Source organism: Leptospira ognonensis, assembly GCF_004770745.1.
GTDB classification, from domain to species: domain Bacteria; phylum Spirochaetota; class Leptospiria; order Leptospirales; family Leptospiraceae; genus Leptospira_A; species Leptospira_A ognonensis.
This window is the reverse complement of sequence record NZ_RQGD01000002.1, coordinates 119,721-145,965: the sequence shown is the minus strand read 5'-3', so window position 1 is coordinate 145,965 and position 26,245 is coordinate 119,721. Positions and strand designations below refer to the sequence as shown.

The 26,245-nt window shown below is 41.1% G+C and carries 29 protein-coding genes; 16 read left to right on the top strand and 13 right to left on the bottom strand.

Features of this window, described 5'->3' with window-relative positions:
- Positions 1-57: 57 nt before the first annotated feature.
- The 3 genes from argC to EHQ58_RS00810 are packed head-to-tail and all read left to right on the top strand — an operon-like array spanning position 58 to position 2,322.
- Positions 58-1,077, top strand: coding sequence for an N-acetyl-gamma-glutamyl-phosphate reductase (gene argC, locus EHQ58_RS00820; RefSeq protein ID WP_135621435.1), 1,020 nt, complete (start codon positions 58-60; stop codon positions 1,075-1,077).
- The gene (locus EHQ58_RS00815; RefSeq protein WP_246047006.1) at positions 1,067-1,657 is read left to right on the top strand and encodes a nucleoside phosphorylase-I family protein; all 591 of its coding nucleotides are present in this window, start codon (positions 1,067-1,069) and stop codon (positions 1,655-1,657) included. The genes argC and EHQ58_RS00815 overlap by 11 nt, the downstream gene beginning before the upstream one ends.
- On the top strand, positions 1,654-2,322 hold the full coding sequence (locus EHQ58_RS00810; RefSeq protein ID WP_135621433.1) for a hypothetical protein: 669 nt from the start codon (positions 1,654-1,656) through the stop codon (positions 2,320-2,322). Before EHQ58_RS00815 ends, EHQ58_RS00810 begins: the two co-directional genes overlap by 4 nt.
- Here EHQ58_RS00810 and EHQ58_RS00805 read toward each other — a convergent pair.
- Complete coding sequence (locus EHQ58_RS00805) at positions 2,319-2,930, bottom strand: glutathione S-transferase family protein (RefSeq protein ID WP_135621432.1); 612 nt, start codon at positions 2,928-2,930, stop codon at positions 2,319-2,321. The two genes, EHQ58_RS00810 and EHQ58_RS00805, sit on opposite strands and share 4 nt — an antisense overlap.
- Before the next feature lie 41 nt (positions 2,931-2,971).
- Positions 2,972-4,138: a deoxyguanosinetriphosphate triphosphohydrolase gene (locus tag EHQ58_RS00800; RefSeq protein ID WP_135621431.1), complete on the bottom strand. Its 1,167-nt coding sequence runs from the start codon at positions 4,136-4,138 to the stop codon at positions 2,972-2,974.
- Positions 4,139-4,189: 51 nt separating this feature from the next.
- On the opposite strand from EHQ58_RS00800, the gene EHQ58_RS00795 reads away from it, so the two are divergent.
- The 6 genes from EHQ58_RS00795 (at position 4,190) to EHQ58_RS00770 (ending at position 9,431) form a co-directional block, all read left to right on the top strand.
- Positions 4,190-4,813: a DedA family protein gene (locus tag EHQ58_RS00795; RefSeq protein ID WP_135621430.1), complete on the top strand. Its 624-nt coding sequence runs from the start codon at positions 4,190-4,192 to the stop codon at positions 4,811-4,813.
- Positions 4,814-4,819: 6 nt separating this feature from the next.
- The gene (locus EHQ58_RS00790; protein ID WP_135621429.1) at positions 4,820-5,302 is read left to right on the top strand and encodes an LIC11661 family lipoprotein; all 483 of its coding nucleotides are present in this window, start codon (positions 4,820-4,822) and stop codon (positions 5,300-5,302) included.
- A 164-nt stretch (positions 5,303-5,466) separates the two neighbouring features.
- Positions 5,467-6,369, top strand: a complete 903-nt coding sequence (locus EHQ58_RS00785) for a TRAP transporter TatT component family protein (protein ID WP_135621428.1) — start codon at positions 5,467-5,469, stop codon at positions 6,367-6,369.
- Between the two features lie 14 nt (positions 6,370-6,383).
- Complete coding sequence (gene dctP / locus EHQ58_RS00780) at positions 6,384-7,391, top strand: TRAP transporter substrate-binding protein DctP (RefSeq protein WP_135621427.1); 1,008 nt, start codon at positions 6,384-6,386, stop codon at positions 7,389-7,391.
- 34 nt (positions 7,392-7,425) lie between these two features.
- On the top strand, positions 7,426-8,130 hold the full coding sequence (locus EHQ58_RS00775; RefSeq protein WP_135621426.1) for a TRAP transporter small permease: 705 nt from the start codon (positions 7,426-7,428) through the stop codon (positions 8,128-8,130).
- On the top strand, positions 8,127-9,431 hold the full coding sequence (locus tag EHQ58_RS00770) for a TRAP transporter large permease (RefSeq protein WP_135621425.1): 1,305 nt from the start codon (positions 8,127-8,129) through the stop codon (positions 9,429-9,431). Before EHQ58_RS00775 ends, EHQ58_RS00770 begins: the two co-directional genes overlap by 4 nt.
- A 45-nt stretch (positions 9,432-9,476) precedes the next feature.
- Here the strand turns inward: EHQ58_RS00770 and EHQ58_RS00765 are convergent, their stop codons facing one another.
- The 8 genes from EHQ58_RS00765 to fliS form a co-directional block, all read right to left on the bottom strand.
- A complete protein-coding gene (locus EHQ58_RS00765) occupies positions 9,477-10,154 on the bottom strand; it encodes a response regulator (protein WP_135621424.1) in 678 nt (225 codons plus the stop codon).
- Positions 10,155-10,160: 6 nt separating this feature from the next.
- Entirely contained in the window at positions 10,161-12,743 is a 2,583-nt protein-coding gene (locus tag EHQ58_RS00760) for an ATP-binding protein (RefSeq protein WP_135621423.1), read from the bottom strand.
- On the bottom strand, positions 12,733-13,314 hold the full coding sequence (locus EHQ58_RS00755; RefSeq protein ID WP_135621422.1) for a potassium-transporting ATPase subunit C: 582 nt from the start codon (positions 13,312-13,314) through the stop codon (positions 12,733-12,735). The genes EHQ58_RS00760 and EHQ58_RS00755 overlap by 11 nt, the downstream gene beginning before the upstream one ends.
- Positions 13,311-15,365, bottom strand: coding sequence for a potassium-transporting ATPase subunit KdpB (gene kdpB / locus EHQ58_RS00750; protein ID WP_135621421.1), 2,055 nt, complete (start codon positions 15,363-15,365; stop codon positions 13,311-13,313). Before kdpB ends, EHQ58_RS00755 begins: the two co-directional genes overlap by 4 nt.
- A gap of 6 nt (positions 15,366-15,371) precedes the next feature.
- Positions 15,372-17,009, bottom strand: a complete 1,638-nt coding sequence (gene kdpA, locus EHQ58_RS00745; protein ID WP_135621420.1) for a potassium-transporting ATPase subunit KdpA — start codon at positions 17,007-17,009, stop codon at positions 15,372-15,374.
- 89 nt (positions 17,010-17,098) lie between these two features.
- The gene (locus EHQ58_RS00740; protein WP_135621419.1) at positions 17,099-17,614 is read right to left on the bottom strand and encodes a DnaJ domain-containing protein; all 516 of its coding nucleotides are present in this window, start codon (positions 17,612-17,614) and stop codon (positions 17,099-17,101) included.
- The gene (locus EHQ58_RS00735; protein ID WP_135621418.1) at positions 17,593-17,994 is read right to left on the bottom strand and encodes a flagellar protein FlgN; all 402 of its coding nucleotides are present in this window, start codon (positions 17,992-17,994) and stop codon (positions 17,593-17,595) included. Before EHQ58_RS00735 ends, EHQ58_RS00740 begins: the two co-directional genes overlap by 22 nt.
- Before the next feature lie 11 nt (positions 17,995-18,005).
- On the bottom strand, positions 18,006-18,452 hold the full coding sequence (gene fliS, locus EHQ58_RS00730) for a flagellar export chaperone FliS (RefSeq protein WP_135621417.1): 447 nt from the start codon (positions 18,450-18,452) through the stop codon (positions 18,006-18,008).
- A gap of 89 nt (positions 18,453-18,541) precedes the next feature.
- Between fliS and purN the strand changes: the two genes are divergently transcribed.
- From purN to fsa, 5 genes are read left to right on the top strand one after another with little or no spacing between them, the layout of a single operon-like run.
- Positions 18,542-19,171 carry a phosphoribosylglycinamide formyltransferase gene (gene purN / locus EHQ58_RS00725; protein ID WP_425460463.1) on the top strand — a complete coding sequence of 210 codons (630 nt, stop codon included), beginning with the start codon at positions 18,542-18,544 and terminating at the stop codon, positions 19,169-19,171.
- The gene (purH, locus tag EHQ58_RS00720; RefSeq protein WP_135621415.1) at positions 19,168-20,709 is read left to right on the top strand and encodes a bifunctional phosphoribosylaminoimidazolecarboxamide formyltransferase/IMP cyclohydrolase; all 1,542 of its coding nucleotides are present in this window, start codon (positions 19,168-19,170) and stop codon (positions 20,707-20,709) included. The genes purN and purH overlap by 4 nt, the downstream gene beginning before the upstream one ends.
- Positions 20,710-20,711: 2 nt before the next feature.
- On the top strand, positions 20,712-21,509 hold the full coding sequence (locus tag EHQ58_RS00715; protein ID WP_135621414.1) for a hypothetical protein: 798 nt from the start codon (positions 20,712-20,714) through the stop codon (positions 21,507-21,509).
- 39 nt (positions 21,510-21,548) lie between these two features.
- Positions 21,549-22,226 carry a hypothetical protein gene (locus EHQ58_RS00710; protein WP_135621413.1) on the top strand — a complete coding sequence of 226 codons (678 nt, stop codon included), beginning with the start codon at positions 21,549-21,551 and terminating at the stop codon, positions 22,224-22,226.
- A gap of 13 nt (positions 22,227-22,239) precedes the next feature.
- A complete protein-coding gene (gene fsa / locus EHQ58_RS00705; protein WP_135621412.1) occupies positions 22,240-22,884 on the top strand; it encodes a fructose-6-phosphate aldolase in 645 nt (214 codons plus the stop codon).
- Between the two features lie 81 nt (positions 22,885-22,965).
- Here fsa and EHQ58_RS00700 read toward each other — a convergent pair whose 3' ends face one another.
- The 3 genes from EHQ58_RS00700 to EHQ58_RS00690 are packed head-to-tail and all read right to left on the bottom strand — an operon-like array spanning position 22,966 to position 24,988.
- Positions 22,966-23,205 (bottom strand): HPP family protein, encoded by a 240-nt coding sequence (locus EHQ58_RS00700; protein ID WP_246047004.1) that lies wholly within the window; start codon positions 23,203-23,205, stop codon positions 22,966-22,968.
- Positions 23,175-24,206: a DUF1574 domain-containing protein gene (locus EHQ58_RS00695; RefSeq protein ID WP_135621411.1), complete on the bottom strand. Its 1,032-nt coding sequence runs from the start codon at positions 24,204-24,206 to the stop codon at positions 23,175-23,177. The genes EHQ58_RS00700 and EHQ58_RS00695 overlap by 31 nt, the downstream gene beginning before the upstream one ends.
- Positions 24,207-24,259: 53 nt before the next feature.
- Positions 24,260-24,988, bottom strand: a complete 729-nt coding sequence (locus tag EHQ58_RS00690; RefSeq protein ID WP_135621410.1) for a pseudouridine synthase — start codon at positions 24,986-24,988, stop codon at positions 24,260-24,262.
- A 49-nt stretch (positions 24,989-25,037) separates the two neighbouring features.
- Between EHQ58_RS00690 and lipA the strand changes: the two genes are divergently transcribed.
- Positions 25,038-25,928 (top strand): lipoyl synthase, encoded by an 891-nt coding sequence (lipA, locus tag EHQ58_RS00685; RefSeq protein ID WP_135621409.1) that lies wholly within the window; start codon positions 25,038-25,040, stop codon positions 25,926-25,928.
- A 2-nt stretch (positions 25,929-25,930) separates the two neighbouring features.
- Entirely contained in the window at positions 25,931-26,227 is a 297-nt protein-coding gene (locus EHQ58_RS00680; RefSeq protein ID WP_135621408.1) for a hypothetical protein, read from the top strand.
- Positions 26,228-26,245 lie beyond the last annotated feature (18 nt).

Below are 26,245 nucleotides of genomic sequence, written 5' to 3'. Positions count from 1 at the left end.
AAGCTTTCATTGACAAAGTGACTACAGAGTCCTTTATTATCAAACAAGGACATTGGAATGACAGAGAAACTCGCGATCATTGGTGGAGGTGGGCTAACGGGAAGAGAGCTATTAAAACTTTTATCCCATCACGACGGATTTGAAATAATTCACATAACATCGAATCAAGTAAACGGAAAAACCCTACGGGAAGTTTTTCCAAGCGAAGCTTACTTGCCGAATCTCACTTTTGCCAAACATGATTCAGAAATTCCGAAAGATTGCACTGTCGTTCTTGCCACTCCGAATGAAGCCTCTCTCGACATGGCTCCTAAACTTTTAAAAAAGGGACATCGAGTCATCGATCTATCCGGAACATTTCGTTTGCATGATAAGGCAAAATTTGAGGCTGTTTATAAGTTTCAGCACACAGCTTTTGATTTGATGGAGCAGGTTGTTTTTGGTATCCCTGAGCTCTTTCGTTTAAAAATTAAGGGCGCAAAATTTGTCTCTAATCCGGGCTGTTTTTCTACCTCTGCCATCCTTCCCGTGGCACTTTTGGGAGACCTAAGAAAAAAGATTGCAGGGCCTGTCATCATCGACTCGAAATCGGGTGTGAGCGGAGCTGGCGGTAGAACCGAAGAAATTACCTTCGCTTTTACCCATGTATATGAAAACTTTCGAGCCTACAAAATCCTCTCACACCAACATGAGCCAGAAATCTCAGAATATATGGCAACTGGTAGCGAACCATTAGAACTGATTTTCACTCCTCACCTACTCCCCGTTTACCGAGGGATTCTCAGCACGATTTATATCAACTTCAAGGAAGATGTCTCAGAATCAGAGATTTTAACGCAGTACCAGAAGAGCATGGCGGGAGAAACTTTCTTACGACTCCTACCGACGCCAGAGGCTGTGGAGCTACGTAATGTGCAAAACACAAACTTTCTTGATATCGGTTTCCGAATGAGAGGAAACACGTTAGTGATTGTTTCCGCATTGGATAACTTGGGGAAAGGGGCTGCAGGCCAAGCTCTCCAAAATCTGAATCTGATGCATGGGTATGATGAGGGCAAGGGTTTGGTTGGAAGATAATTCGAAGACACTCCTCTGCTCTGCTTTTGTAGGAGAGATCGACCTACTCATCGCCTCTAAAAAATTCCTACATATCCAAAGCTTAGGCATCGGAAATTTAGAGGCAGCTCTCTCTTTACAATCTTATCTATTCACCTATCCCGAAGTTGAATCTGTGATTTTTTTTGGTTCTTGTGGTGCTTACCCATGGTCTCGCTTTTCGATAGGTGATTTCGTGAGCGTCACAAGCGCACATAATAAAGAAATATCAGCCGCACTCGGCCAAACAAAACAAATTTTTGTCAATCGAAACGCAATCGATTTCCTACAACCATTAGCGATCCATCCGACAGCAATTTGCAATGCACCGAGTACATTGACCTTACTCAATATCATTACACCTCCTTCGGAGGATTGGAAGGATCTTGGAGTTGAGAATTTAGAATTGTATGGAATTGCGCGTGTGTGTGAAATAAAGAATATACAATTATCCGCATATATGTCTGTCACGAACATCGTTGGCCCGAACGGGTCAAGGGATTGGCAAAAAAACTGGCGCGAATTGTCCAACAAATTACAGAATCAATTTCTTAATTTATGAAAACAATCAGCTACCTTGCATTTATTTTTGCATTCGCCATCACTATTTCAAAATGTACATCGACCGAAGAAAAGAATATTGCAGAATCAAATCAAATTCACGCAGATAAAAATTACATTCATCCAAAATCTATGGGGAAAACTTTGAAACAACAGTTTCAAATCTTCCGAATTCATGATGAAGAAAGTTTTTATGCCATCACGAAGGACAAAAACAATCAAATTCAATTTACAGAGAAATCCGAGCTAAGTCCCAATATAAGGGAATTTGTTTATTTTTTGATCACAGAAAGTGAGAATCCAGATAAACCAGATTTATTTGAAATTGAGACAATCTTACTCAACGGAGAAAAGGGCAAATTATCCTTCCTTGCAGATTACGACCACTTGTTGATTAAAACAGTCGTAAACAATTCTCGAAACTCCGGTAAACGGGAACGCAACCACCACATAAACGAGAAAATGGTCCCTATTAAGAGAAATGACTCCACAGAAAATTTATATAATGTGCCAAGAAAATTCTCGAACCAAGTAAATCTCCTTCGATCTAAGAAATATATATATCAATTTCCTAAAAAGATTCTCACAACGAACGAAAATCAATTGATCATTTCAATCGATGATGTAAATCATTCCTTTAGCTTTGACCATTTTGAAGAAATCTAATTCGAGCCTAATACTTGTTTTACGGAATCGTGAGAAAGAACTCTATCCATCCAAGCCTTAAAATGAATGGGAATTTCCACATCTAGGTAGCCGATATTAAAAATAAAGGGAGCATACATCACTTCCACAAAACCGAACTCGTTTCCAATCACATAACTCTTATCAGCAAGGTACGAATCAAATATCTCCAAGTGCCTTCCTATTTTTTTCGAGTATTCCTTCATGCGCGGCACATCCCATTTCTCCTCTTTTATAAATCTTTTCGCAAAATACACAAAACTACCAGGAAAACAGAATTCTGTTTCACATTGGTTGGCAAATTGGTTCATGGTGGCTCTAGCCTTGGTATCAAGAGGGATGAGTTTTTTTGTATCAGGGTATGCTTCCTCAAGATAGCGAAGGATGGCCGATGATTCACTGAGTATAAAGTCTCCATCCTTCAAAACAGGAACTTTTGCATAGGGATTGATCGCAAGGAACGGTTTCTTTCGATTTTCTAATTTATCCAAAGCGACGTGATTGATCGTAAAATCTATCGATTTAAAAATCAGTGCGATTCTTACGCGATGCGTATAAGTCGAATTCGGGTGGCTGTACAATTCTAACATATTCTATAAATTATGGAATGATTGCTGCTAGTCAAAGAATTTTACAGATATGGCGACCATAAGATTCCTTCTTGTTTTAACTTTTCCATCGCATACCGATCCGTCATACCAGCAATATAATCGCAAACGATTCTGTGCCTTCCTTCCTCATTTTCGCGCTCGAGATAAGAGTCTGGTATCTTGTCTGGATGTTTCATAAAGTAATCAAATAAAACATAAATGATCTCCTTTCCTTGGTCGCTCATTTTCTCAACATCCTTATGCCGATACAAATGAACTAATAAAAATTGTTTCAGTTCCTTCATATCCTCGATCATGGATTCTGAAAAGCTAACAAGTTTTACCTTTTTCCGATAGGCATTTTGTACATCCTCTTCGGTTTCTATCTGATGGAGTTCTAATTTTGAACCTGTAGTTGTGATTAGATTTGAGACGATCTCGTTGAGTATATTTCGAAATGTAGTTCGAAGTATCAATTCCTCTTTTGCGGTTGGATACGTCTTTTTTGCCGTTTGGAAATTCCTTCTCCATAGCTGGATGTCCACAAGATCCTCTGGACTAATGAATTTTTTTTCCAATCCGTCTTCGATATCATGGCTAGAATAGGCAATTTCATCAGAAAAATCCACGATTTGGGCTTCTAGAGATGGTCCGTCTTCTTGTCTTTTTAAGTTTGCAAAACTCTTTTCATAATCGCCACCATGCTTCATAATTCCTTGTAAGGTGGCGTAACATAAATTTAAGCCTGGAAATTCTGGATACTTTCTTTCCAGTTTCTGGACGACTCGTAACGACTGTTTATTGTGTTCAAAACCGCCATTTGACCGCATCAGTTCTGCTAAAGCGTCTTGTCCCGCATGTCCGAAGGGAGAGTGACCTAAGTCGTGTGCAAGCGCTATGGCTTCCGTTAAGTCCTCATTTAAACCAAGTACCTTAGCAACTGTTCTCGATACCCCCGCAACTTCCAAAGTATGAGTCAGTCGATTACGGTAATGATCTCCGACAGAATAAACAAAAACTTGGGTTTTGTATTCAAGACGTTTGAATGCTTGGCAATGAATGATCCTATCTTTATCACGCTGAAATGGAAGTCTATAGGGATGTTCTGCTTCCGCAAACTCACGGATTCCCGTTTGCGAGCTTTTCTGAGCATACGGCGCGAGTAATTTTTCTTCTTCTTCGAGAAGGATTGATCTTTCTTTTAGCATAAATTCTCTTTCCTTTTTCTGTGAAATCATAAAAACAGTATATATCACTGCATGGACTTTCTACAAACCCTTGTAACCTTTTTTATGCAATACGGTTATTTTGCCGTATTCGGAGTTCTCATCCTCTGCGGATTTGGACTTCCCGTTCCTGAGGACATTTCTCTCACCGCAGGAGGTGTCATTTCTGGCCTGGGATATACAAATGTCCATGTTATGTTTTTTGTCGGTATGGCGGGAGTACTCATTGGCGACAGCTTTGTCTTTTGGCTCGGAAGCCACTACGGAGAACGAGCCCTCAAGCTCCCCATCTTAAAAAAAGTGCTCCATCCCGAACGATTTGGCAAAGTTCAGGAACAATTCAAAAAACATGGCAAATGGGTCGTTTTTTTCGGTCGATTTATGCCGGGTTTGCGCATGCCTATTTTTTTCACCGCGGGCACGTCGGGGCAAATTTCCTTTCTACGCTTTCTATTTACCGATGGTTTTGCTGCTTTTATTTCCGTTCCCATTTGGGTTTATTTAGGTTATTACGGAGCACACAACTTTGATGAACTTATGGGTTGGGTGCGCCAGGGACAAACCATCATCCTCTCCATTGTGGCCATGGGTATCGTTGTACTTTTAGGGTATCTTTGGAACAAAAAAAGAAATGAGAAGAAAGCGGAGAATTCTTAGTTAGAAATGTTCCGATTTTCTCTCATCCTATTTCTGGTGTTTCCTTTATCTCACTGCACAAATTATACATCCAATGCGAGCGTTCAAATCCCTCCTTTACTTGTCTCAGCGACAAACAATGGCAATTCCAATTTCACGCTTGATGTGAGAGCGACCAACCCAGAACTCATCTTCCAGGGATACCGCCTGTATGCAGGTCCGACTGAAAATGATGCACGGAACCAAGGAGATTTGAATGCAGGAACGGATTGCTCCATCAGTGGTGGTACCATGACTGTGCTTCCTGTGCAGCCGAGAAATTATGTCTTTCTCATCGATCCCTCCACCTCCCTTCCCACACTTGGCTCGGGAATTGACTGTAAATTTCGTATTTCGCTCACTTCGGGAACCTACGTATCCGTACGAGCCCTAGGACTTTCTGTTAGAATCCGATCAGGAACGAGCGGACTGAACATCTCTGGCCCATCGAATGCCATAATATTGCCTTAAAAATAAAACTTACTTGCATTTCCGACATATTCCACTAAATTTTCACAGAACATTTTGAGATCTCGTTTCCTAAATGATTGGAAACGAGTCTAAGTCTCAACATGTCAAATTTGACAAATAGAGAGGGGAGCCTACTCCCCCAAAATATATCGGATGGTAATTGAATGAACAAAACGTACACTTGGAAACGAGCTGCGATTGCAGTTCTCGTGCTAGTTTCTGTAGTCGCCTGCGGAAAATCTAGATCAGTAAAAATAGTCGCCTCGGAAGTGGAGAGATCAAAAACTCCTGCGAAGCTTCCTGCAGACATAGAAAAGCTACTCAAAACCAAACACAATGAAGCCGACCTTAGACAAGCCATTGTTCTTTTGGAACAGTTTTCAAATGAAAATCCACAGTACCAAGATGTGAAGGTTACTCTTTGCAGAGCAAATTACCTGATGGGAGATGGACACCTTTGGTTGAAGCTAACAGGAGATGCCGATACAGATGCACCTGTAAAAGCAGAATCGATCAAATTTTATGATGCCGCTGTATCTTGGTGTGAAGCTGCCCTTGCCATGAATCCAAAATTTCGTGACAAAGTAGTAAAAGATGGCTTAGAAGTTGAGAAGGCACTTGATGTGTTAGACGTTGATGATATTGATGCCTTGTATTGGAGATACGCTTCACTAGGCAAATGGTCAAGACTTTCAGGATTCACAACGATCCTTGCTAACAGAAGTAAGTTTACAGCGATGGTAAACAGAGTACGTGAACTAGAAAAAACTATGGGCAAAGAATATTTTTATTCAGCCACTCTTCGTTATGATGCGACAAGTAATGCTCTCTCACCTACGGGAGATAAGAAACTTGCAGATAAGCTATTTGAAGAAGCGATTAAAAAACATCCAAATTACTTTGCGGTTCGAGTTTTGTATGCTGAATCACGCCTAAAAGGTGATGAAACAAAATTCAAATCACAACTTGAATATGTCCTGAAAGGAAATGCGAAGTCGTTACCAGAAATAGAATCAGATCAAATCGTCGAGCAACGAAAAGCTAAAAAATTGCTCGATGAAATGTAGTTAAAGGAGATATCATGTTCCAAACACTTGTTAAATTAACAACAGGTGCAGTTTTTGCCTTCACTATCAGTGGAGGCATTTTTGCACAAACAGTCGTCAAACTTGCTACCGTCGCACCCGATGGTTCTCCTTGGGCCAATGAGCTTTCCAAAATTAAGAAAAAAATCGAAACCGAGTCCTCGGGTCAGATCAAAATGAAACTCTATCCTGGCGGGCAAATGGGTGGAGAAAACGAAATCCTCCAACAAGTCATTCGGGGAAAACTACAAGGTGCTGGTCTTACTGCGGGTGCTCTTGCAAATACTGTTAAAGAGTTAAACGTATTGGAAATGCCGTATCTATTTGATTCTTTTGCGCAAGCAGATTGTGTTTTAGATACGCACTTACTTGCTGACTTCAAAAGATTATTCGAAGCTAAAGGACTTATTTTTGTTACCTGGGCAGAGAATGGATACCGTTCCATTGGAACGAAGTCAAATCCTGTGAAATCTCCTGGAGATTTAAAAGGAATCAAAATCCGCATCCAAGAGTCTCCAGTGCATATTGCCTATTGGAAAGCATTGGGCGTGAGTGGGATCCCGATCGCAATACCAGAGGTATTACCATCACTCCAAACAGGTGTCGTGGAAGGTTTTGACAACACACCTCTCTTTACTCTTGCAGCAGAGTGGCAAACAGCCATCAAACATTTCAGTTTGACGCGCCATATCTACCAGCCCGCAGCTATCGTGTATTCTAAAAAGTTTTGGGACACTCTGAATGAGGAACAAAAAACTTTGCTGATGGGTGAAGGCAATAATCTAGCTCCTGGAGCCCGTAAGGCAGTGAGATCCATTGAAAAAAACATGATCGCGACTTTAAAAAAAGCGGACGTGCAAGTGTATGAGCCTTCCTCTTCTGAAATTGCAGCATTCAAGGCAGCGGCAGCAGGTGTTCCTGCGCAAGTAAATGGAAAAATCGGTGGGGAAGCGAAGCAGATCTACGATAAAATTCAAAAAGCTAAAGCAGCTTGCGGCGGTTAAAGATTAGGTGTTAAAAAGAGTAAGGAAAATATAAATGAAATTCGTAGATAGGATTCTAAACTACCTGAGTTTCGGAGAAAAATGGGCAGGAGGGATTTGTTTCCTTCTGCTCACACTCGTCATGATTGCCGATGTCTCCAAAAGAGAAGCCATTGATAAGTTTTTATCATGGATCATAGATTCTTCGGATGCATATCCAAAGACTGGCGTTGCTGATTTTTTAGGTGGCTGGAGCGTATACATTGTTAGCGCCATCGGAACGGAAGCCTCAGACCTTCTGGAATGGCTAGGACGTGGTGGTATCGTTTGGGCACAAAAACTTTCGCTCTACTTCATGTTATGGGGTGGCCTGTTTGGATCTGCACTCGCGAGTGCGAAAGGATCACATTTGCGTCCAGAAATCGCAGATAAACTTTTGCCTAAGAAAATTTTACCTTACATCAAGGTGATTGAACAGTTTGTCGTTTCAACTTTCTTTTTGTTTTTAGCATTTCTCTCGTTTATCTATGTTAAAGAGAGCATCTCACTTGATGAAGTAAATCCCGTTACGGAAATTTCACTTTGGAAAGTACAAATGATTTTTCCTTATGTCTTTACCTCCATGGGACTAAGACATCTAGCCTATGGATTTTTCCCAGCACTCCGACCTGCGGATATGGATGAAGCTACGGAAGCATTAGAGGAATTGAAAGACGAATACGTAATATCTGATACTGATAAAGGGCAGGCAAACAAATGAGTTCCTGGGGCATACTTGGATTATTATTAATCCTCATTTTACTGAGACAACCGCTCATCATCCTCATGGGCGCTGTGACCGTATTCTGTTATTATTTCCTTCCTGATCCGCCGCTCGAGTCGTTTCATGAATTAAACAGCATCATCGGAGATTTATTTTTTGCAGGAGACAAAGAGATTTTACTCGCAATTCCTTTGTTTATCATTGCAGGAAATTTAATGACTCATGGTAGCATTGCCAGACGACTCATACGCATGGCAGCAGCAATGACGGCGCCAATCCCTGCAGGACTTGCCATCGCAGGCGTTTTCTCTTGCGGGATCTTTGCTGCGATTTCCGGATCTTCTCCCGTGACTCTCATCGCGATTGGTGGACTCATGTATCCATCTCTCACAAAAGCAGGTTACCCTTCTCAGTTTTCGATGGGTTTGCTCGCTTCTGGTGGAACTCTGGGAATCATCATCCCTCCTAGCATTCCCATGATTGTTTATGCGATTATGGTAGGTGTTTCTGTGACGGATCTTTTTATCGCAGGGATCGGTCCTGGCATTTTGCTTATGAGTTTACTTATGATTTATTCCGTTTTCCGAGCAGGTAAAGTGGGTCGAGGGAAGTGGGACTGGAAAGAAGTGATTGCCTCTTGGAAGGAAGGATTTCTCGCTCTTATGATGCCAGTCGTGATTCTCGGCGGTATCTACTCTGGGTTTTTCACTGCCACTGAATCTGCTGCGATTGCGGTTTTTTATGCCATCGTAGTGGAAGTTTTTATCCATAAAGAACTAAGCTTTCCTAAAATCCCTAAAATCATGGCTGAGAGTGCCGAAATGTTGGGTGTTCTCTTTCTGATATTAATTCTCGCCGTGAGTCTGAACAAGTTTATGATCGAGAATGAGATTCCTCAAAATTTGGTAGCGAAAATGTCGACGATGATTTCAAGCCCGGTAACCTTTCTTATCGGTGTAAACATCTTGCTCCTCATCGTAGGTATGTTTATGGACATCATGAGTGCGATCCTAGTTCTTGCGCCACTACTTGCGCCGATGGCCATCAACTATGGTATCAACCCAGTACATTTTGGAATCATCATGATCGTGAACCTTGAGATCGGTTACTTGACACCGCCTGTGGGAGTGAACCTCTTCGTAGCTTCGGGAATCTTCAAACAGCCGTTAGGAAAGGTCATCCAATCCGTCGCACCTATCGTCGGTTTGTTCCTCATCGGGCTCATACTCATCAGTTGGATTCCTGAGATCTCTCTTGGCCTTGTTGGTGGAGATGCGGTAGCTCCTCCTAGTCCGTAACCAATATCTTTTTGTAGGGGAGATTACCAATCCCCTACAAAATATCTAATTCCAAAGATAACCGATCCCTGGTTCCGTTAAAAGATGTTTCGGACGAGAAGGTTTATCTTCGATTTTTTTTCTCAGCTGTGTGATATGAACTCTGAGGCTATTAAGTTCATTCTGTGCATTATCGCCCCAAATCGTTTTAATGAGAAATTCATGGGTAAGAATTTTTCCAACATGTTTTATGAGTAAGGTCAAAATTTGAAACTCGGTAGGTGTAAGTCTTATCTGTTCCCCTTGTTTCGTGATTTTGTGATTTGAAAAATCTATGGATAAATCTTCATTTGACCAAGGTGGAAGAGCGTCCTCCGCAGGAACTCGCCTAAGTGCCGTTCGTATGCGAGCGAGTAATTCACCCATACTAAAAGGCTTTGTTATATAATCGTCAGCTCCCGCGTCCAGAAGCTTTATCTTTTCTTCCTCCCCACTCATCACAGATAGGATAATGACAGGCGCTTCCGTAAAAGTTCTAACCTCTTGGATGACATCAAGTCCATTTCCATCAGGAAGTTGCAGGTCAAGCAGTAACAACTTGGGATTATAAAGTGCACAAGCTTCAATGGCATCTTTTTTACTGATTGCCGTTCTTGTCTCATATCCTTTAGCTTCCAATGCAATTCTCAACATCTTGCGAATTGCTTCTTCGTCATCCACTATGAGTATTAAGTCTTTTGCCATGGTCTCTTACACCATACGATCTGAAATTGGTAATTCAATTACAAATTTTGCTCCCCCCTCTGGGCGATTCATCGCAGAAATGGATCCACCATGTAACTCAACAATGGATTTTGTGATGGCAAGTCCTAGCCCCGTTCCAATTTTACCAGTTGCTTCGCCTCTAAAAAATTTTTGAAAAATACGAGAGGCATCACTCGGCAAACCTTTTCCATTGTCCTCGACACTCCAAATTAGATGATTTTCCTTTTGAACCAACTTGATCCAGATTGTTGACGAGGGGGGAGTGTACAAACAGGCATTATAAAGCAAATTAAAGAGGGCATGCGCAAAAAGAACGCGGTCTAAATCAATCTCCATTTTACAATCATTAGTTTCTGTAATAATTTCATGCGTCGATTTGTTCTTTCCTAAATAGGAAATCGCCTCGTGAATGATATCGGCTGGATAGACTTTTTCTTTTTTTAAGGAGAGATATCCCGATTCAATTCGACTAATATCGAGCAGATTTCCCAAAAGCAAATTTAAGATCAGGGCACTTTCTTGAATTTCCTCTAATAGGCTTTTTCTCGCCTCGGGATCTTCAACAATGTCTGTATCCAAGAGTGCAGAGGCGGAACCTCTAATGGAAGTCAGAGGAGTTTTCAATTCATGTGAAAGGGAATTAAAGACTAGATTGTAAAGTTTCTCCGATTCCTTGAGAAGAAATGTTTTTTTAGCCTCCTCCGACAAAGTATCTCTTTCCAAGGCAAGAGATACTTGATTGGCAATGGTGTTTAATAAAATTTCCTGTTCGAGAGTTGGCTCGGAAGCAGATTCAACTTCTATGACTCCTGTTGTTCCCCCTGGTGATTGTAATGGGTAAAAAGTAGAAGGAGATAGAGAGAGTGTTTCCGTATACCTGCCAGCGGGTTTACCGCTTTTAAGTGCGATTGTAGCAACGGCAAGTTTTTTTGCGTCGGAAATTTCTGGACTAAAAATTTCTTGTTTATAAAAAAATAAATTTGCAGGGAAAGGAAAAATCTTCTTAAAAAAAGACTCACCGATGCGAATGATTTCATTACTTTGAGAAGTTTTTGAGAGATTTCGAGTCAATTCATATAAGATCGATAATTTTTCTTCTCTTGACCTTAATTTCATTTCGTTGCGCTTCAACTTGGAGGTAAGACCCCCATTAATCAGAGCGATGAGTATGAAAATACAAAACATCAATGCATCTTCTAACTTGGATATGAAAAAGGTAAATCGAGGAGGAATAAATAAAAAATTCCAGAACAATGCAGATAGAAGTGCTGCGACGAGTACTGGCCCTCGGCTAAAGAAAATTCCGAGGAGAGCAACGTAAAATAGATATAAGATCGAAATGGGCCAATAACCAATGTGAGGCAACAAAGGTAAATTGAGTAATGTAATCAAGAGGGTTAGAAGTAAAATACTCAAATACTGGCGTAAACTTGAGGAAGGGATTAACAGCTGAAATAGGTCAACCCTTTTTAATTCTTCTGTTGAAGTCGGCAAGATGATGATTTCGATATCTCGTAGATTCCGTGTTAATTTTTCTGAAATATTGCTTCGAAAAAAATTTAAAAAATTCGGTTTTACAGAACCACCAATGACTAACCGATTCACTCTCTTTCCGTGTACAGCATTCATAATTCCAATGACAGGATCTGATTCATAAGAATGGATCACTTCAGCACCTAATTCTTTTGCTAAACGAATATGAGACCGAATCAATTCTTCTGACCTAGGATCTCTCTGTTCTTCTTTTTCTGAAAAAAAGGCAAATAACTCTGCATTTCGTTCCAAAGAAAGTCTCTTCGCGTGACGCAATAAATTTCTTGAATGTGGGCTGGCTGAGATCGCAACCATAATTTTATCTCTGCCATGTGGCATTCTTTTTTCCACATACCTGGCTGTATAATTTAAAGATAATTCCCGAAGAAATGTTAGATTTTCTTTTTTAAAAAAGTTTTCTCTTGCAGAATTGATTTTCTCTTCGATATAAATCTTTCCCTCAGCCAATCTTTTTAAGAGTTCGTCAGGTATCACATCGATTAAAACAAGTTCATCGGCACGTTCCAATATAATATCTGGTATTGTTTCTTTCACTGCACTTTGGATGATTTTTTCCACGGAGTCAACTTGGCTTTCTAAATGTTGGACGTTTACAGTGGACAGGACATTGATACCAGCATCGAGAAGCATAAAAACATCTTGGTATCTTTTCTTATGAAGTGAACCTGGTATATTTGAATGCGCAAGTTCATCGACTAGAACATACTCTGGCCGTGCTGCCATCACCGCTTCTACATCCATCTCTTTCCAAACTATCTCTTTATATAAGATCTCCTTCAAAGAAATTTCTCTGAGTCCATTGAGTAGGGCTTTCGTTTCCTCTCTTCCATGAGTTTCAACGATACCAATCTGAACATCGGAACCTTCTTTTTTTAATCTTTGTGCTTCACATAACATGGCATAGGTCTTACCTACTCCTGGCGACATTCCAAAATAAATTTTCAAAACTCCTTTCTTTTTTTCTTCGGATTGTTCAGCGATACGTAAGTAGTCTTCTGGACTTTTATTTGACATTCAATAATTTCCTGAGGTCTAGATTGAGACTCACTACATTTACGCGGTCTCTACCTAAAATACCAAGCAAAGAAGATTCGGTGTTCTGAGTGATAAGAGTAGCGAGCGCTTCTTTCGAAATTCCAAATTTTGTTACGATCCTGTTTGCCTGCTCTAAAGCACAAATGGGTGTGATGTGCGGATCGATACCTGATCCCGAGGTATAGAGTAATTCTGGACATTTTTTGGGATCGATACCTTGCGCCTGTAGCGATATTTCTCTTTTAATTACTTGGTCATGTAGCGTTCGACTGGTCCTGCTCAAATTCGATGCACCACTTGGTAAAGTATTGTAATTTGACGAACTGGGTCTACTTTGAAACCACCCCTTGCTGCTGAAATCTTGGGAAATATTTTTGGATGCCATCCCGTAAGCAGTCTCGCCAAACATATTACCTTTTGCCTTTTCCGAGAAAAAAACAGTCGCATAGAGTGTGATCAGAATCGGATAAATACCTGCTAATACAAAAAGGGAAAGTGCGAGTAATCGTATACCAATGACCACATCACCTACGTTATTTTTCTGATTCATACATTTATTCCTAACAATATAAGATCGATGATTTTGATACCGATAAAAGGGAATAGGAGCCCGCCCCCACCGTATAAAATTACATTACGTAAAAGTGCGGCATCAGCAGATTTCGGAACGTATTTTACTCCTCGCAGTGCCAGCGGAATGAGAGCTGGTATGACAAGGGCATTAAAAATGACTGCCGACAGGATGGCGTGTTCGGGGCTTGACAATCTCATAACATTGATCGGACCGAGTGGTGCAAAAATGGCTGGCAGTATAGCAAAGTACTTTGCGACATCATTTGCGATACTGAACGTAGTCAGAGCGCCCCTAGTCATTAACAACTGTTTACCGATTTCTACAATTTCGATCAATTTACTCGGATTGCTGTCTAAATCGATCATATTGCCAGCCTCTCTGGCAGTTTGCGTTCCCGTGTTCATCGCAACGCCGACATCCGACTGGGCAAGTGCGGGAGCATCATTAGTTCCATCTCCAATCATTGCCACTAGATAACCTTTTGCCTGTTCTTCTCTGATACGATTCAACTTTCTTTCCGGAGTTGCTTCGGCAATAAAATCATCTACGCCGGCTTCGGCAGCTATTGCCGCAGCTGTTAGAGGGTTATCACCTGTTATCATGACTGTCTTGATTCCCATTCTACGGAGGTATGAAAATCTTTCTTTCAATCCACCTTTAACAATATCTTTTAGCTCGATGATTCCAAGCACTTCCTTACCCTCTGAAACCAAAATCGGAGTGCTCCCCTTACGAGCGATCTCACTCGCTTTCTGAATTATCTGTTCCGGGATTAAGGCATTCATGGAAGCTAAATGTTTTTGAATGGCATCAATGGAGCCTTTCCTGATACCTCTTTGTAAGATTCCCTTCTGCCAAATTTCGACGCCGCTCATCCGGGTGGTGGCTGAAAAAGGAATCCACCTAACATCTACTTCATGTAAAATTCGCTCTCGTATGGAAAATTTTTCTTTTGCGAGTACAACGATGGATCTACCTTCGGGAGTTTCATCCGAGAGAGAGGACAATTGAGCGGCATCTGCTAATTCTTGTGCGGTTTTGCCTTCCGCGGGGAAAAAATTTCTTGCTTCCCTATTTCCAAGAGTGATCGTTCCAGTTTTGTCAAGTAGCAGAACATGGATATCTCCGGCTGCCTCCACAGCTTTCCCACTTTTTGCTATCACATTATATCGAATCAGTCTTTCCATTCCAGAGATTCCTATGGCACTTAACAGGGCAGCAATCGTTGTTGGGATCAAGCATACAAATAAGGCAAGCCAAGTAGAGAATGGAAAATTCCAATCGTTACCTGTTGCCTCACCCACAAATCTTGCTATGGGGATGAGCGAGACTACCGTAATCCCAAATAGAAAAGTGAGAGCAAAAAGTAAAATGCCTAGCGCCACTTCATTCGGAGTCTTTTGACGAGATGCACCCTCGATCATGGAAATCATTTTATCAATAAAACTAGAACCTTGAACAGCCGTGATACGAATATAAAGACTATCCGATAAAACTTTGGTACCACCAGTCACCGCAGAACGATCTCCTCCACTTTCTCGAATCACCGGAGCAGATTCACCTGTAATCGCGGATTCATCTACGCTCGCGATCCCTGAAATAACCTCGCCATCCCCAGGTATAAATTCACCTGCTTTTACAAAGATGATATCTCCTAACACTAATTCATTGGCATACTTCTGAAGAAAATGATTATCACCTACATCTTTTACTAAATTACAGAGTGTCGATACTTTTGCTTTTTTTAGGCTATCGGCCCGTGCCTTCCCTCGTCCTTCTGCTAAACTTTCTGCAAAATTCGCAAATAAAACCGTCAGAAATAACCAGATAAAGATGGGAGTTTCATTAGTAAGTGGTATGTTTCTTACTATATCGTATAACATCTGAAGGAACAATCCAAAAGTTCCCAGCCAGACTGAACCCATCACGGGATTTAAAAAAGCGTATTTTGGTAATAGTTTTAAAAGCGATGATTTCATCGCTTGCATCATTAAACTGGAATTAAAAATTGGATTCGTTTTGTTCATATGAGTTTAAAAAAGATCTCCATTTAACATGAGAATATGTTCAAATATTGGTCCAAGGACAATGACTGGAAAAAAGGAAAGTCCGCACACAAGGAGTAAAATAGAGAGAAGTAAAATTCCAAATAAGGCAGTATCCGTTTTGAAATTTCCCTCTGAAGCTTCTGCTTTGATTTTTTTTCCTAAACTTGATGAGACAAATATAACGGAAGCGATCACAACAAATCTTCCAATCAGCATGGAAAATCCCAGAGAAAGGTTACCCCATAAGGTGTCCGCTGAAAAACCAGCAAAAGCAGAACCATTATTATTCGAGGCTGAACTAAATGCATAAAGAATCTGAGATAACGCGTGAGGGCCATGAGCGGAATAGCCGGATTTTAAGAAAATACTAACAACCGTGCCGATTAGAATACAAAAAGTTGGTGCTAAAATTCCAACGAGAGTCCACTTGATTTCAAACTTTCCGATCTTCTTGCCAAGATATTCTGGTGTCCTTCCAGTCATCAGTCCCGACAAAAACACGGTCAAAATTAAAAACAAGAACATCCCATACATACCTGCCCCAACCCCACCAAAAATCACCTCACCTAACATGATCTGAAAAAGTCCGATTCCTCCAGCCAACGGGGAAAAGCTATCATGCATAGAATTGACAGAGCCGTTAGAAGCAGCTGTGGTTGCTGTCATCCAAAGAGTGGATTCAACCAGATTGAATCGGGTTTCTTTTCCCTCCCAAGCCGAGGCTCCTGTGTTTTCCGAAAGATACGCCCCTGTAAAAGCAAGCGTGATCGAAAGAAGCATGACAAAAAAAATGGTCCAAGCATGACGAAAGGATCCGACTAGCTTTCCGTATAAAAAAACGCAGGATCCCGGCAGGAGAAGAATCGCAAACAATTGGATAAAATTAGAGATTGGTGTCGGATTTTCCAAAGGGTGAGCGCTATTGACTCCATAAAAACCACCTCCATTTGTACCTAACTGTTTTATGGCTACTTGGGACGCGACAGGTCCAAGGGGAATAGTTTGCACATTTCCGCTAATTCCATTAATTACAACTGGATCCAAAAAAGTTTGAACGACACCTTCTCCAACTAACAAAAATGCTATGATTACAGATAAAGGCAGCAGGATGTAAAATACGGACCGATAAAGGTCTCGCCAAAAGTTTCCAAAAACGGATTCTGAGGAAGCAGAGATGGCTCGACCCACAAACATGAGTACAGATAGTCCGACACCAGCACTCAGGAAATTTAACGGAGCAAGTCCTACCATTTGGGAAAAATATGAAAGTTGGGACTCCCCTGAATAGGCTTGCCAATTGGTATTTGTTAGAAATGATATACAGGTATTTAGGGCTAGATCCCAATTCATTCCAGGTAGATGAATCGGATTGAGTGGCAAACGATTTTGAAAGCGAAGTATCAAAAATGAAAAGACACCCAAAAGGAGATGAAAGGTAAAAAGACTCTTTAAGTATTCTTTAGAGGTTTGTTCTTTGGGAGCTCCCGAGAATAAAAAACTAAGAATCCAGCTTTCGCCAGGCAACGATTTCGCATTTAATAAATAAGCCATAAAGTAACCGAAGAGAGGACTAAGTAGGATCAGAAATCCGAAATAGACGGGGAAATAAAAAAGTTCATCCATACAAGAATCATCGCATGCATTTTGATTAGGGTCAATTTCTAGGAGATTAGGAGGGAATAAGAAGGGATTAAGATTCTATTAAGACCGGATTACCTCCACCAAACACTAATTCTTTGCAAGGAGTCTTTTGAGTCTTTTGCCCAGATACTATCGGGATGTTCTGATACGATTTCTTGGTATTTTTTACGGACTGGTTCTAGCTTAAACCGAAGTTCGATTAAGTTTTTATTTTTTAATTCATCTAGATGCAAAGGAGTGTTTTTCGTCCTTTCAAAATAATCTAGAATCGCCTTTGTTTCTTCTTCTTTGGCGAGCTTGTATAAATTAAAAATTGGATCACTGCCCTCTTTTTTAGGTTCCTTTTTATTATGACCTGGAATTTCTTTTGACTTAAATCGGAAACTGCCATGATCAGAGAGATATGATTTTAAAAATTCATGATGTTTTTGTAATTCATGAAATAAAATATCCGAGTCAAACTCACCCGAATCGGGATGGTACTTTTTTGCAAGTTGATGGTAAGTAGTCTTTAAATCCTGTTCGGTGCTACTCTCTGTAAGATGTAAAAAAGAGAGAGCTTCATTTAGCAGTAGTTTTTGATCCAAGAGAGACCTGAATTTTGTAAAAAATGGCTTTTTAATTTACGTTTGATCCGGAACTCCCAAAGTTCCTTTTTTGCCGAATTCATCTCGGTTTCGAGCTTACTCTGTACCCTAATTTGCACCACTCTTGCCTCATCCAAAAGAAGGAACACTTTTTCGGAGAGTGCAATTTCCTCACTCGTAACTCCCATAGTGTTATTTGTTTCAAGAGATTCTCTATCGAGAGTTTCTAATTTCTTTAAAATGGGTTCATTTTTGAATTCTATTTTTACTGCCGAGTCTGCATCCCCATAACTAAGTAAGGATTCTTCTTGTTTTAAGTTTTGGAGGAGTTCCTCGAGGAGTTTGATTTTTTTAAGATAATAAGATGTCACTGGGTTCATAGTCAATGTGATTAACCTGAAATGGAGATTCCCGTAGAACGGCCAGGGGCATTCTGATTCTGTGTGCCCTCTTTTTTATCCAAGTCTTCCCAAGAAGATTTTAATTCGGTAAGAATTTTGACACACTCTGCAATGATCTTTTTATCTTTTTTCATGTTTGCTTCGAGCAGTCGTTTCTTTAAATAGATGTAAATCGAAAGGAGGTTATTTGCAATTTCTTGCCCCTCTTCCATATTCAAGGAGAGTAATAGTTCAGTGATGATATCTTGTGTCTTGATAATATGATTGTTGACCACATCATATTTGCGAGGGGTCATATTTTCCATAGCCACGCCCAAAAAGCGTATCGCACCATCAAAGAGCATAACGATCAGTTTCACTTGGCTAACAGTAGAAATCTCATTCGCCTTGTATTCGTTGTAACCGGAATAACCGCCGGTCTTTCTCGCAAGTGACATTTTTTTCTCCTGACTATACCCATCGACCAAAAAGGATACTTGCTTAATGATCAAATGGAATAATCTTAGATTATCCAATGAGAAAGCTGCTGGCAATCGGATTTAAGAAAAAATCGAAGCGAATCCTCTTTCTTGCCTCTGGTAGGGGCTCAAATTTTGAGAAAGCAGTAGAAACACTGAGAAAAAAAAAGCTCCCGATGGAGATTTTGGGGCTTTTAACGGACAATCCGAAAGCGAAAGCTATAGAGATTGCTAAAAAACTAAAAATCCCGATCTACCTTGTCTCCTATGCAGATTTCACAGATAAAGTCGGTTACCACGATGCCTTTCTCCAAAAAGCCCGCGAGCTAGCTCCAGACCTTGTCGTTGCCTGTGGATATATGCGCATTTTGAAACCAGAATTTGTAAAGGCCTTCGCTTTTAAAATTTTGAACATCCATCCTTCCCTCCTACCAGCATTTCCTGGTCTGGATGCACAAAAGCAGGCTCTAGAGTATGGGGCCAAAGTGACTGGGTGTACTGTCCATTTTATCGAAGAGGGAGTGGACACAGGTCCAGTCATCCTACAAAAATCCATTGAAATTAAACCTGAGTGGGGAGTAATTGAACTCTCTCGGGCAATCCTAGCGGAAGAACATAAACTGCTTCCGACCGCCATACAGCTATTTTGTGAGAATAAATTAAAAATCAAGGGAAGAAAGGTTGAAATCCTAAAATGATAGAAATTAAAAGAGCACTTGTATCCGTTTCGGATAAGACAGGAATCGCAGATGTTTGTGCCTTTCTGCAAAAGAATGGCGTTGAGATATTGTCCACGGGGGGCACTTATGACGCACTTTCCAAGGCTGGAATCCCTGTTCAAAAAGTAGAAGACTTCACCGGTTTTCCAGAAATTTTACACGGTCGAGTGAAAACTCTCCATCCAAAAATCCATGGAGGACTCCTTGGAGATACTACCAATCCCGATCACGTCAAACAAATGGAACAAAACCAAATTGTTCCCATTCAGCTTGTCATAGTGAATCTTTATCCTTTTGTAAAAACAGTTTTGAAGCCAGACTGTACACTTGAAGATGCGATTGAAAACATCGATATTGGCGGTCCATCTATGCTTCGTTCTGCGGCCAAAAATAATAAGAACGTGGTCGTCATAACAGATCCACGTGATTACGTTCCGTTTATGGAAGAGTGGAATCAAAACAAAGGCAAGATTTCTCCAGAAACTTCATTTCAATATGCCACGAAAGTTTTTGCTGAAACGGCAAGCTACGACACTGCCATTTCCACTTACTTCAACCAAAAACTAGGGATCAAATTCCCCGAAAAAATTTCATTTGCGTTTACGAAAAAACAGAAATTGAGGTACGGAGAGAACCCTCACCAAGATGCAGCCTTTTATGAACCCATATTTGCTAAATCTGAATTTGAAGCTTTGCAAGGGAAAGAACTATCATTCAATAATATGTTAGATTTTGATGCGGCATTTCATGTTGCATCTTTGCTTCCCAAAAATGCAGTTTCTATCGTAAAACATCTAAATCCATGTGGGATTGCGTTTGGTGAAACCGTGCTTGAATCCTTTGAACTTGCTCGCAAAACAGATCCCATTTCGGCCTTCGGCGGAATCATAGGAATCCACGGGATTGTAGATAAAACGGCAGCAGAAGAGATTACAAAGAACTTTGTTGAAGGTGTGATCGCAGAAGGTTTCACAAACGAAGCTTTGGAAGTATTTTCTAAAAAACAAAACATTCGATTGATTCCCATTGCAAAATTTAGCGAAGCCTTAGAAGAAATGGATTTGAGATCCCTCCACCATGGACTGCTCATTCAAAACAGAGACTTTGATCTCGTGAGTAAAAAAGATCTAAAAGTTGTCTCTAAACTAAAACCTTCGGAAGAAGATTTGGAAGGCTTACTTTTTGCCTGGAACTGCGTAAAGTTTATCAAGTCGAACGCGATTGTGTATACAGACCAAAACTCAACACTGGGAATCGGTGCCGGCCAAATGTCACGGATTGATTCTGTGGAACTCGGTGCCGTAAAAGCACAAAAAGTTGGTCTATCTGTTGTCGGCTCCTATGTCGGCAGCGACGCCTTCTTTCCGTTCCGCGATGGCATCGATGCGGTTGCAAAAGTAGGAGCAAAGGCCATCATACAACCAGGTGGATCCATTCGTGACGAAGAGGTCATTGCGGCAGCAGATGAGCATGGGCTGATTATGGTTTTCACGGGCATGAGACATTTTAGACACTAAAGATGGAGTTTGCTCTCTTTCTCTTTTTTCTAATTTTTACGACCGCCTTAACGGCGGTGATTAGCTATTATGCGGACTTACTTTTTTTCCATAAGAAGGACGTCTACGATAGAGAAGAGATTACGGAAATACTTGATCCCGTGTTAAAGATTTTTATGGGTGTGCTCACATCAGGTGGTGAGCTCGTGATTGGCGGGGGACTTTTTTTCGGATTTGCACTACTAGCATGGCTTTGGTCCTTACTCGGTGGCGCTGTGGGAACCCCGCATTACACGGATGCGCCAGGTAATTATTTTTTTAACGCTCCCCTACTTTTTGTTGTGTTTCTTTTTGGATTTCCATTTTTAAAAGAAGGATTTTCCTCACCTGGCCCTTTAAAACAATTTTTTGATGCAGGACGAGCCGTACTTTCTGGACTAGGACTCGGTGCTTGGTCAGCAAGCCTTGCTTCATGGGGACTCTATCATGAGTTCTATTTTTTGTTTGTCCTGCTTTCAGGAGTGGTAGTGGTATTGCCTCTTTGTTATTTCTGGCAGGGAAGAGCTTTTTTTGGGATTCACATTGGACCCAAGGAGAAATTTGTTCCAAACTGGGATGAGGACATCTATGCAGAACCTGACAGTCCACCCTCGCCCGCGAAAAACAAGAACTCTAACTTTACCGACGAGGATCCCTTCCTAAATGACACAGACGATACCTTTTCGGCCGAGCCTACAGGCCTTGGGGATTGGGATGATATTGAAGAAGGGGGGCTCGGAGACGAGCCGCCATCTCTGGATGATTTCGAAGATCCGAAATAATGGATTTTGGATTTTTGGTTTTTTTCCGATAAAATTACTATGAAGAAGTTCCTCTTACTCCTCGCTGCTCTTTCTCTGACACCGTCTCTTCTCTTTGCTCAGGTTGACCAAGGGGTCACAAGCTTAGATGGATTTGCTGAAGCCTCGTGGGGGATGACCTTCGAATCGATACGTGAAAAATTTCTGTCTATGGCAACGAATCCCGAAGCCAAGGAGGAAATCCAGATCGTAAATGAAAAAAAAGATGCGCAACTTCTCATCAAAAGAAACGGTATTTTTTATCTCTACCGCTTCTACAAAACCCCTGATCTTCTAAAAGAAGTCAGACCCAAAACAGGCGGAGCCGAGTCTGACCCGAGCATTGCAGGACAAACAGAATACCGTGAAAGTGGCATCCTGTTTTCTGTGGGAGTCAATTTCAATCTTGTGCCATCTGAGAAAATCAAAGAAAAATTAGAAAAGAAATACGGAAAGCCCAAAAAAGAGAGTATCGGAGATGACAAGGTCTCAGGAGCATCTATCTGGGAGCTTGTTGACAAGCGAGACAATCCACCTAGAGGCGGTTATGCTGTACAATGGCGAGAAGGTTACAAGAGAAATCCTTATACTCGTAGAATCGACTACTTTTCCGCAACAATTCGGGATATGATAGGAAAAGATTATAAAGAATTCTTTAGTGTTCAGGAAACAAAAACCTTGCGGGATTTAATCCCATAGTCACCCTGTGTCTATGAATTTATTTCTAGACACTGCCGACATCGCCGAAATCAAAAAGGTCCACGAGATGGGCCTTCTAGACGGTATCACCACCAACCCTTCCATCATTGCCAAATCAGGTAGAAAATTTACTGAAGTCATCAAAGAAATTTGTAGTTTTGTAAAAGGCCCTGTGAGCGCGGAAGTTCTTGCAACAGATGCGAAGACGATGATCAAAGAAGGCTTAGAACTAGCTGCTATTGCCGAAAATGTAGTGATCAAAGTTCCGCTGATTCCAGAAGGGATCAAAGCAGTCGTCGAGTTTACCTCGAAAGGTATTTCCACAAACGTAACCCTTTGTTTTACCGCAAACCAAGCACTCCTTGCTGCAAAAGCAGGAGCTACATTCATTTCCCCCTTCATTGGCCGGTTAGACGATGTGGGTTATGATGGACTTGAACTTATCTCCGAAATTCGAGAGATTTATGACAACTATGGATACGAAACACAAATCTTAGCTGCTTCGGTTCGTCACCCCATTCACTTCAAAGAAGTAGCACTTAGAGGTGCTGATTGTGTGACCATTCCTTATGGAGTCTTTGAAATGCTTTTCAAACACCCACTAACAGATAGTGGTCTCGCAAAATTCATAGAGGATTCTAAAAAATTGACCTGGTAATCCAATCACCCGCATTTACCCAAGGTATTGGTAACACTGAGACCTTGGGTCTTTCCTATCTACTTTCGAACACCAAATGACCTAAAACCAAACTTTCGGATATTTTCGATGGTGGACAAAATTATTTACGATCATTGCATTTAATAAGAGTATCAAAACACCCACTAACACTGGCATTAAGATAAAATCATACCCAACCCCACCTGTGACTCCAATGAGAGCCGTTGCACATCCAGGCGGATGTAATGTATGAGTATCGAAAGGGGAGCTTCCATTTCCCGGGGAATTTTTTAATTCGATCTGATGGCAAATGTTTTCCATATCATCGTCATCTGGTCAATGAAACAATAAACAGATTGATGTGATGCGTCGTTAAAGAGATCGCATGTATCGGACTCATTCATATCAATGGTTGAAGCACCCGCCTCTTTTGCTAAGGTAATTATTTTTTCCCACCAAACATGTTTTAAATCAAATTTAATATAATTGGTATAATACTTTGGATATACCTTTGGCCAAATGACAAGCGTCGGAATTTGATGTTCCCTCGTGAGTGCCAAAAAAGATTTTACATACGCGATCTGTGAGTCTCCAAGTGTATAGGACTTCATATAGATCGCACTCACTCGACGTGTATCCTTCTCCAGTTTTTCAATCGGATTGGCAGTAGTCGCATACATCAAATACTCACCCTTACCGTAATTGATGACTTGGTATTCGGGATTGTTCGAGGCTTTGTATTCACTCAACTTTCCTCGTTTCAGTCGGTTCATGAAGAGTCCAAAATTCAATTCGACAGATCGAATCGAGAATAGGCGATCGAGCAAGAATTCGTATTTATCCTTCCATCCCAAATGCCCCCACACCTCATTTAGACATTGGTCATCGCAGGCCAATCTCAGAAAGGGAGAATTGATAAACCCTTTGGAATCGTCGAAGGCCTCCGGGCTTAACGAGAGAATGACAAAATTTGGACGAACGCCCTTGTTTAAAATGTCTCTTAAGGTAAAGTAAGAGTACATGGGAATGCCTTGCGGTCCGCTAAAATTATAAAGTGTCCAATCTTTCTGCTTGTCTTTTGGGATTCCCTTCTCTGAAAAAGGGTAAGAACGAGAGTCTCCAAAAACCACTGCCAATTTTTTATCTTTTAGATTTATATCAGAGACAAGCCTTTCCTTGAGAACTTTTCTATGATGATAAAAGACGGAATTTCCCGCCTGTAAAAACTCCTTATGAAAGAGCGGTAGCAGAAAGACCTTATCCAAAAGAAGGATGGCCGCAAATAAAAACAGCGGATAGAACAAAAATCTTTTAGATAACAATGACGGTTACTCCTCGCACAATCTTAAACAAATTCCTTCTCTTTACAAACACTTTACTTTTTAATGATCTGCTCTTCTTTCACACCGATGAATTTACCTTCATCGATGGGCTTTCTTTCTAAACTAAAATCGCCGATACGTACCCTAAATAGATCAATGACACTTAGATTTTTAGAATGAAACATTCTGCGAATTTGGCGTTTTTTCCCTTCACCTAAAACAACTCGTAAATGATTCGTTTGTTCTTCTGCCTTTAAGGATTTCGGAAAAGCTGGCGATACAAAATTTGCTCTTAATGTTTCGCCACCTTCCCTAACACCTAACATAAACTCATCGGCAATTGGTTTCCAATCGATATTTTTATTTAATGTAACAATATATTCTTTTTCAATTTTTTTGCTGGGATGCGTGATCCTTTGGATAAAGTCCCCATCTGAGGATAAAAACATAAGTCCTCTTGAGTCAAGATCGAGCCTTCCAGCATAATTGTATTTTTGGTATTCTTTCGGGAGCAAGTCAAAGATGACATGATCGTTGTGCTTATCTTCATGGGAGGCGAGATAGCCGACTGGCTTATGAAATGCGATGATTTTGTGTAAGTCGAGATCAATCTTGATTTCTATCCTTTTGCCATCAAGGCGCACCTCATCTTTGTCTTCGACACGGTAAGAAAGGTCCGTTAATGTCGATCCGTTCACCTTGACTCTTCCTGCCAGGACTATCTCCTCGACTTTCCTTCTCGATCCCACACCTGCTCGCGCTAGAAATTGATTGATTCTCATCTTTTTCCATTTTACAAACCTACCTCTTAAAAAAAAGTCTAAACGAGAAATGAATCCCCTTAAAAAAAAGGCCCGAACCCAGGAAATTCACCCCATTCCTGCCCACCCTGATTGGATGAAGGTGCCTGTACGCTTTCCCTTGGAAGAAGATGCGCTTTCGAAAGTCCGTAGCGAAGTTGCAGGCAAGAAGCTCAATACCGTCTGCGAATCCGCTTCCTGTCCGAACCTCAATCATTGTTGGAACCGTCGGACGGCCACCTACATGCTCGCGGGAGATATATGTACCAGAAGGTGCCATTACTGCGATGTTGCGTTTGGGAAACCAGCTGCCCTGGACATGGAGGAGCCAAAGCGGGTCGCCGAATCTGTTGCCGAATTGGAATTAAAACATGTCGTCTTGACGGCTGTCAACCGAGATGATTTGAAAGACGGTGGAGCTTTTCACTTTGCGGAGACGATCCGTCAAATCCGTTCCCGGCGCGACTGTATCATAGAAGTACTCATCCCTGACTTTAAGGCGAAACGAGAGTCCTTGGATTTGATTTTTGCCGCCAAACCAAATATCATAAACCATAACATTGAAACCGTACGGCGCCTCTTCCCTACCGTTGCTCCTTCAAAAAATTACGAAAGATCCTTAGAGGTACTCCGTGAGATTGCCGGGCAGGGCTTTAAAACAAAGAGTGGCATCATCTTGGGGCTCGGTGAAAACGCTGAGGATGTGGAAGAATGTTTGAGAGATCTTTTTCGAGCCGGTGTACGCATGTTAACGATTGGTCAGTATCTCCAGCCCACTCCTACCCACTACCCTGTTCAGGAATATATAAAACCTGAAGATTTTGCGCATTGGAAAGAATTCTCCTATTCTCTAGGGTTTAAGGTCGTTGCTTCAAGTCCTCTCGTGCGATCCTCTTATCATGCCGATGAGTATGTCGAGTGACAATGGAAGCGGACAAAGAATGGCAGGAGGAAATAGCTAAAACTTTTTTTCTTTCGATTCTATCCGATCTAAGCGAAGTACAGGAAACACTCACTGATTTCGAAGTCAAACAACTCATTATCGGCGGGTTAAAAAAAATCCCCGGCATGGAAGTGGAATGGGGAGAGATGGATCGCTTCGGGAAATCTACACTTCTCATCAAACAAAACTCAAACCTATTAGTGATCGAAGCCACCCCGCTTATCAGCACCATACGTGTATTATGGAATGATTACCAATCAAAAAATCAAATCGAGTAAGAGGGCATAAAAAAAGCC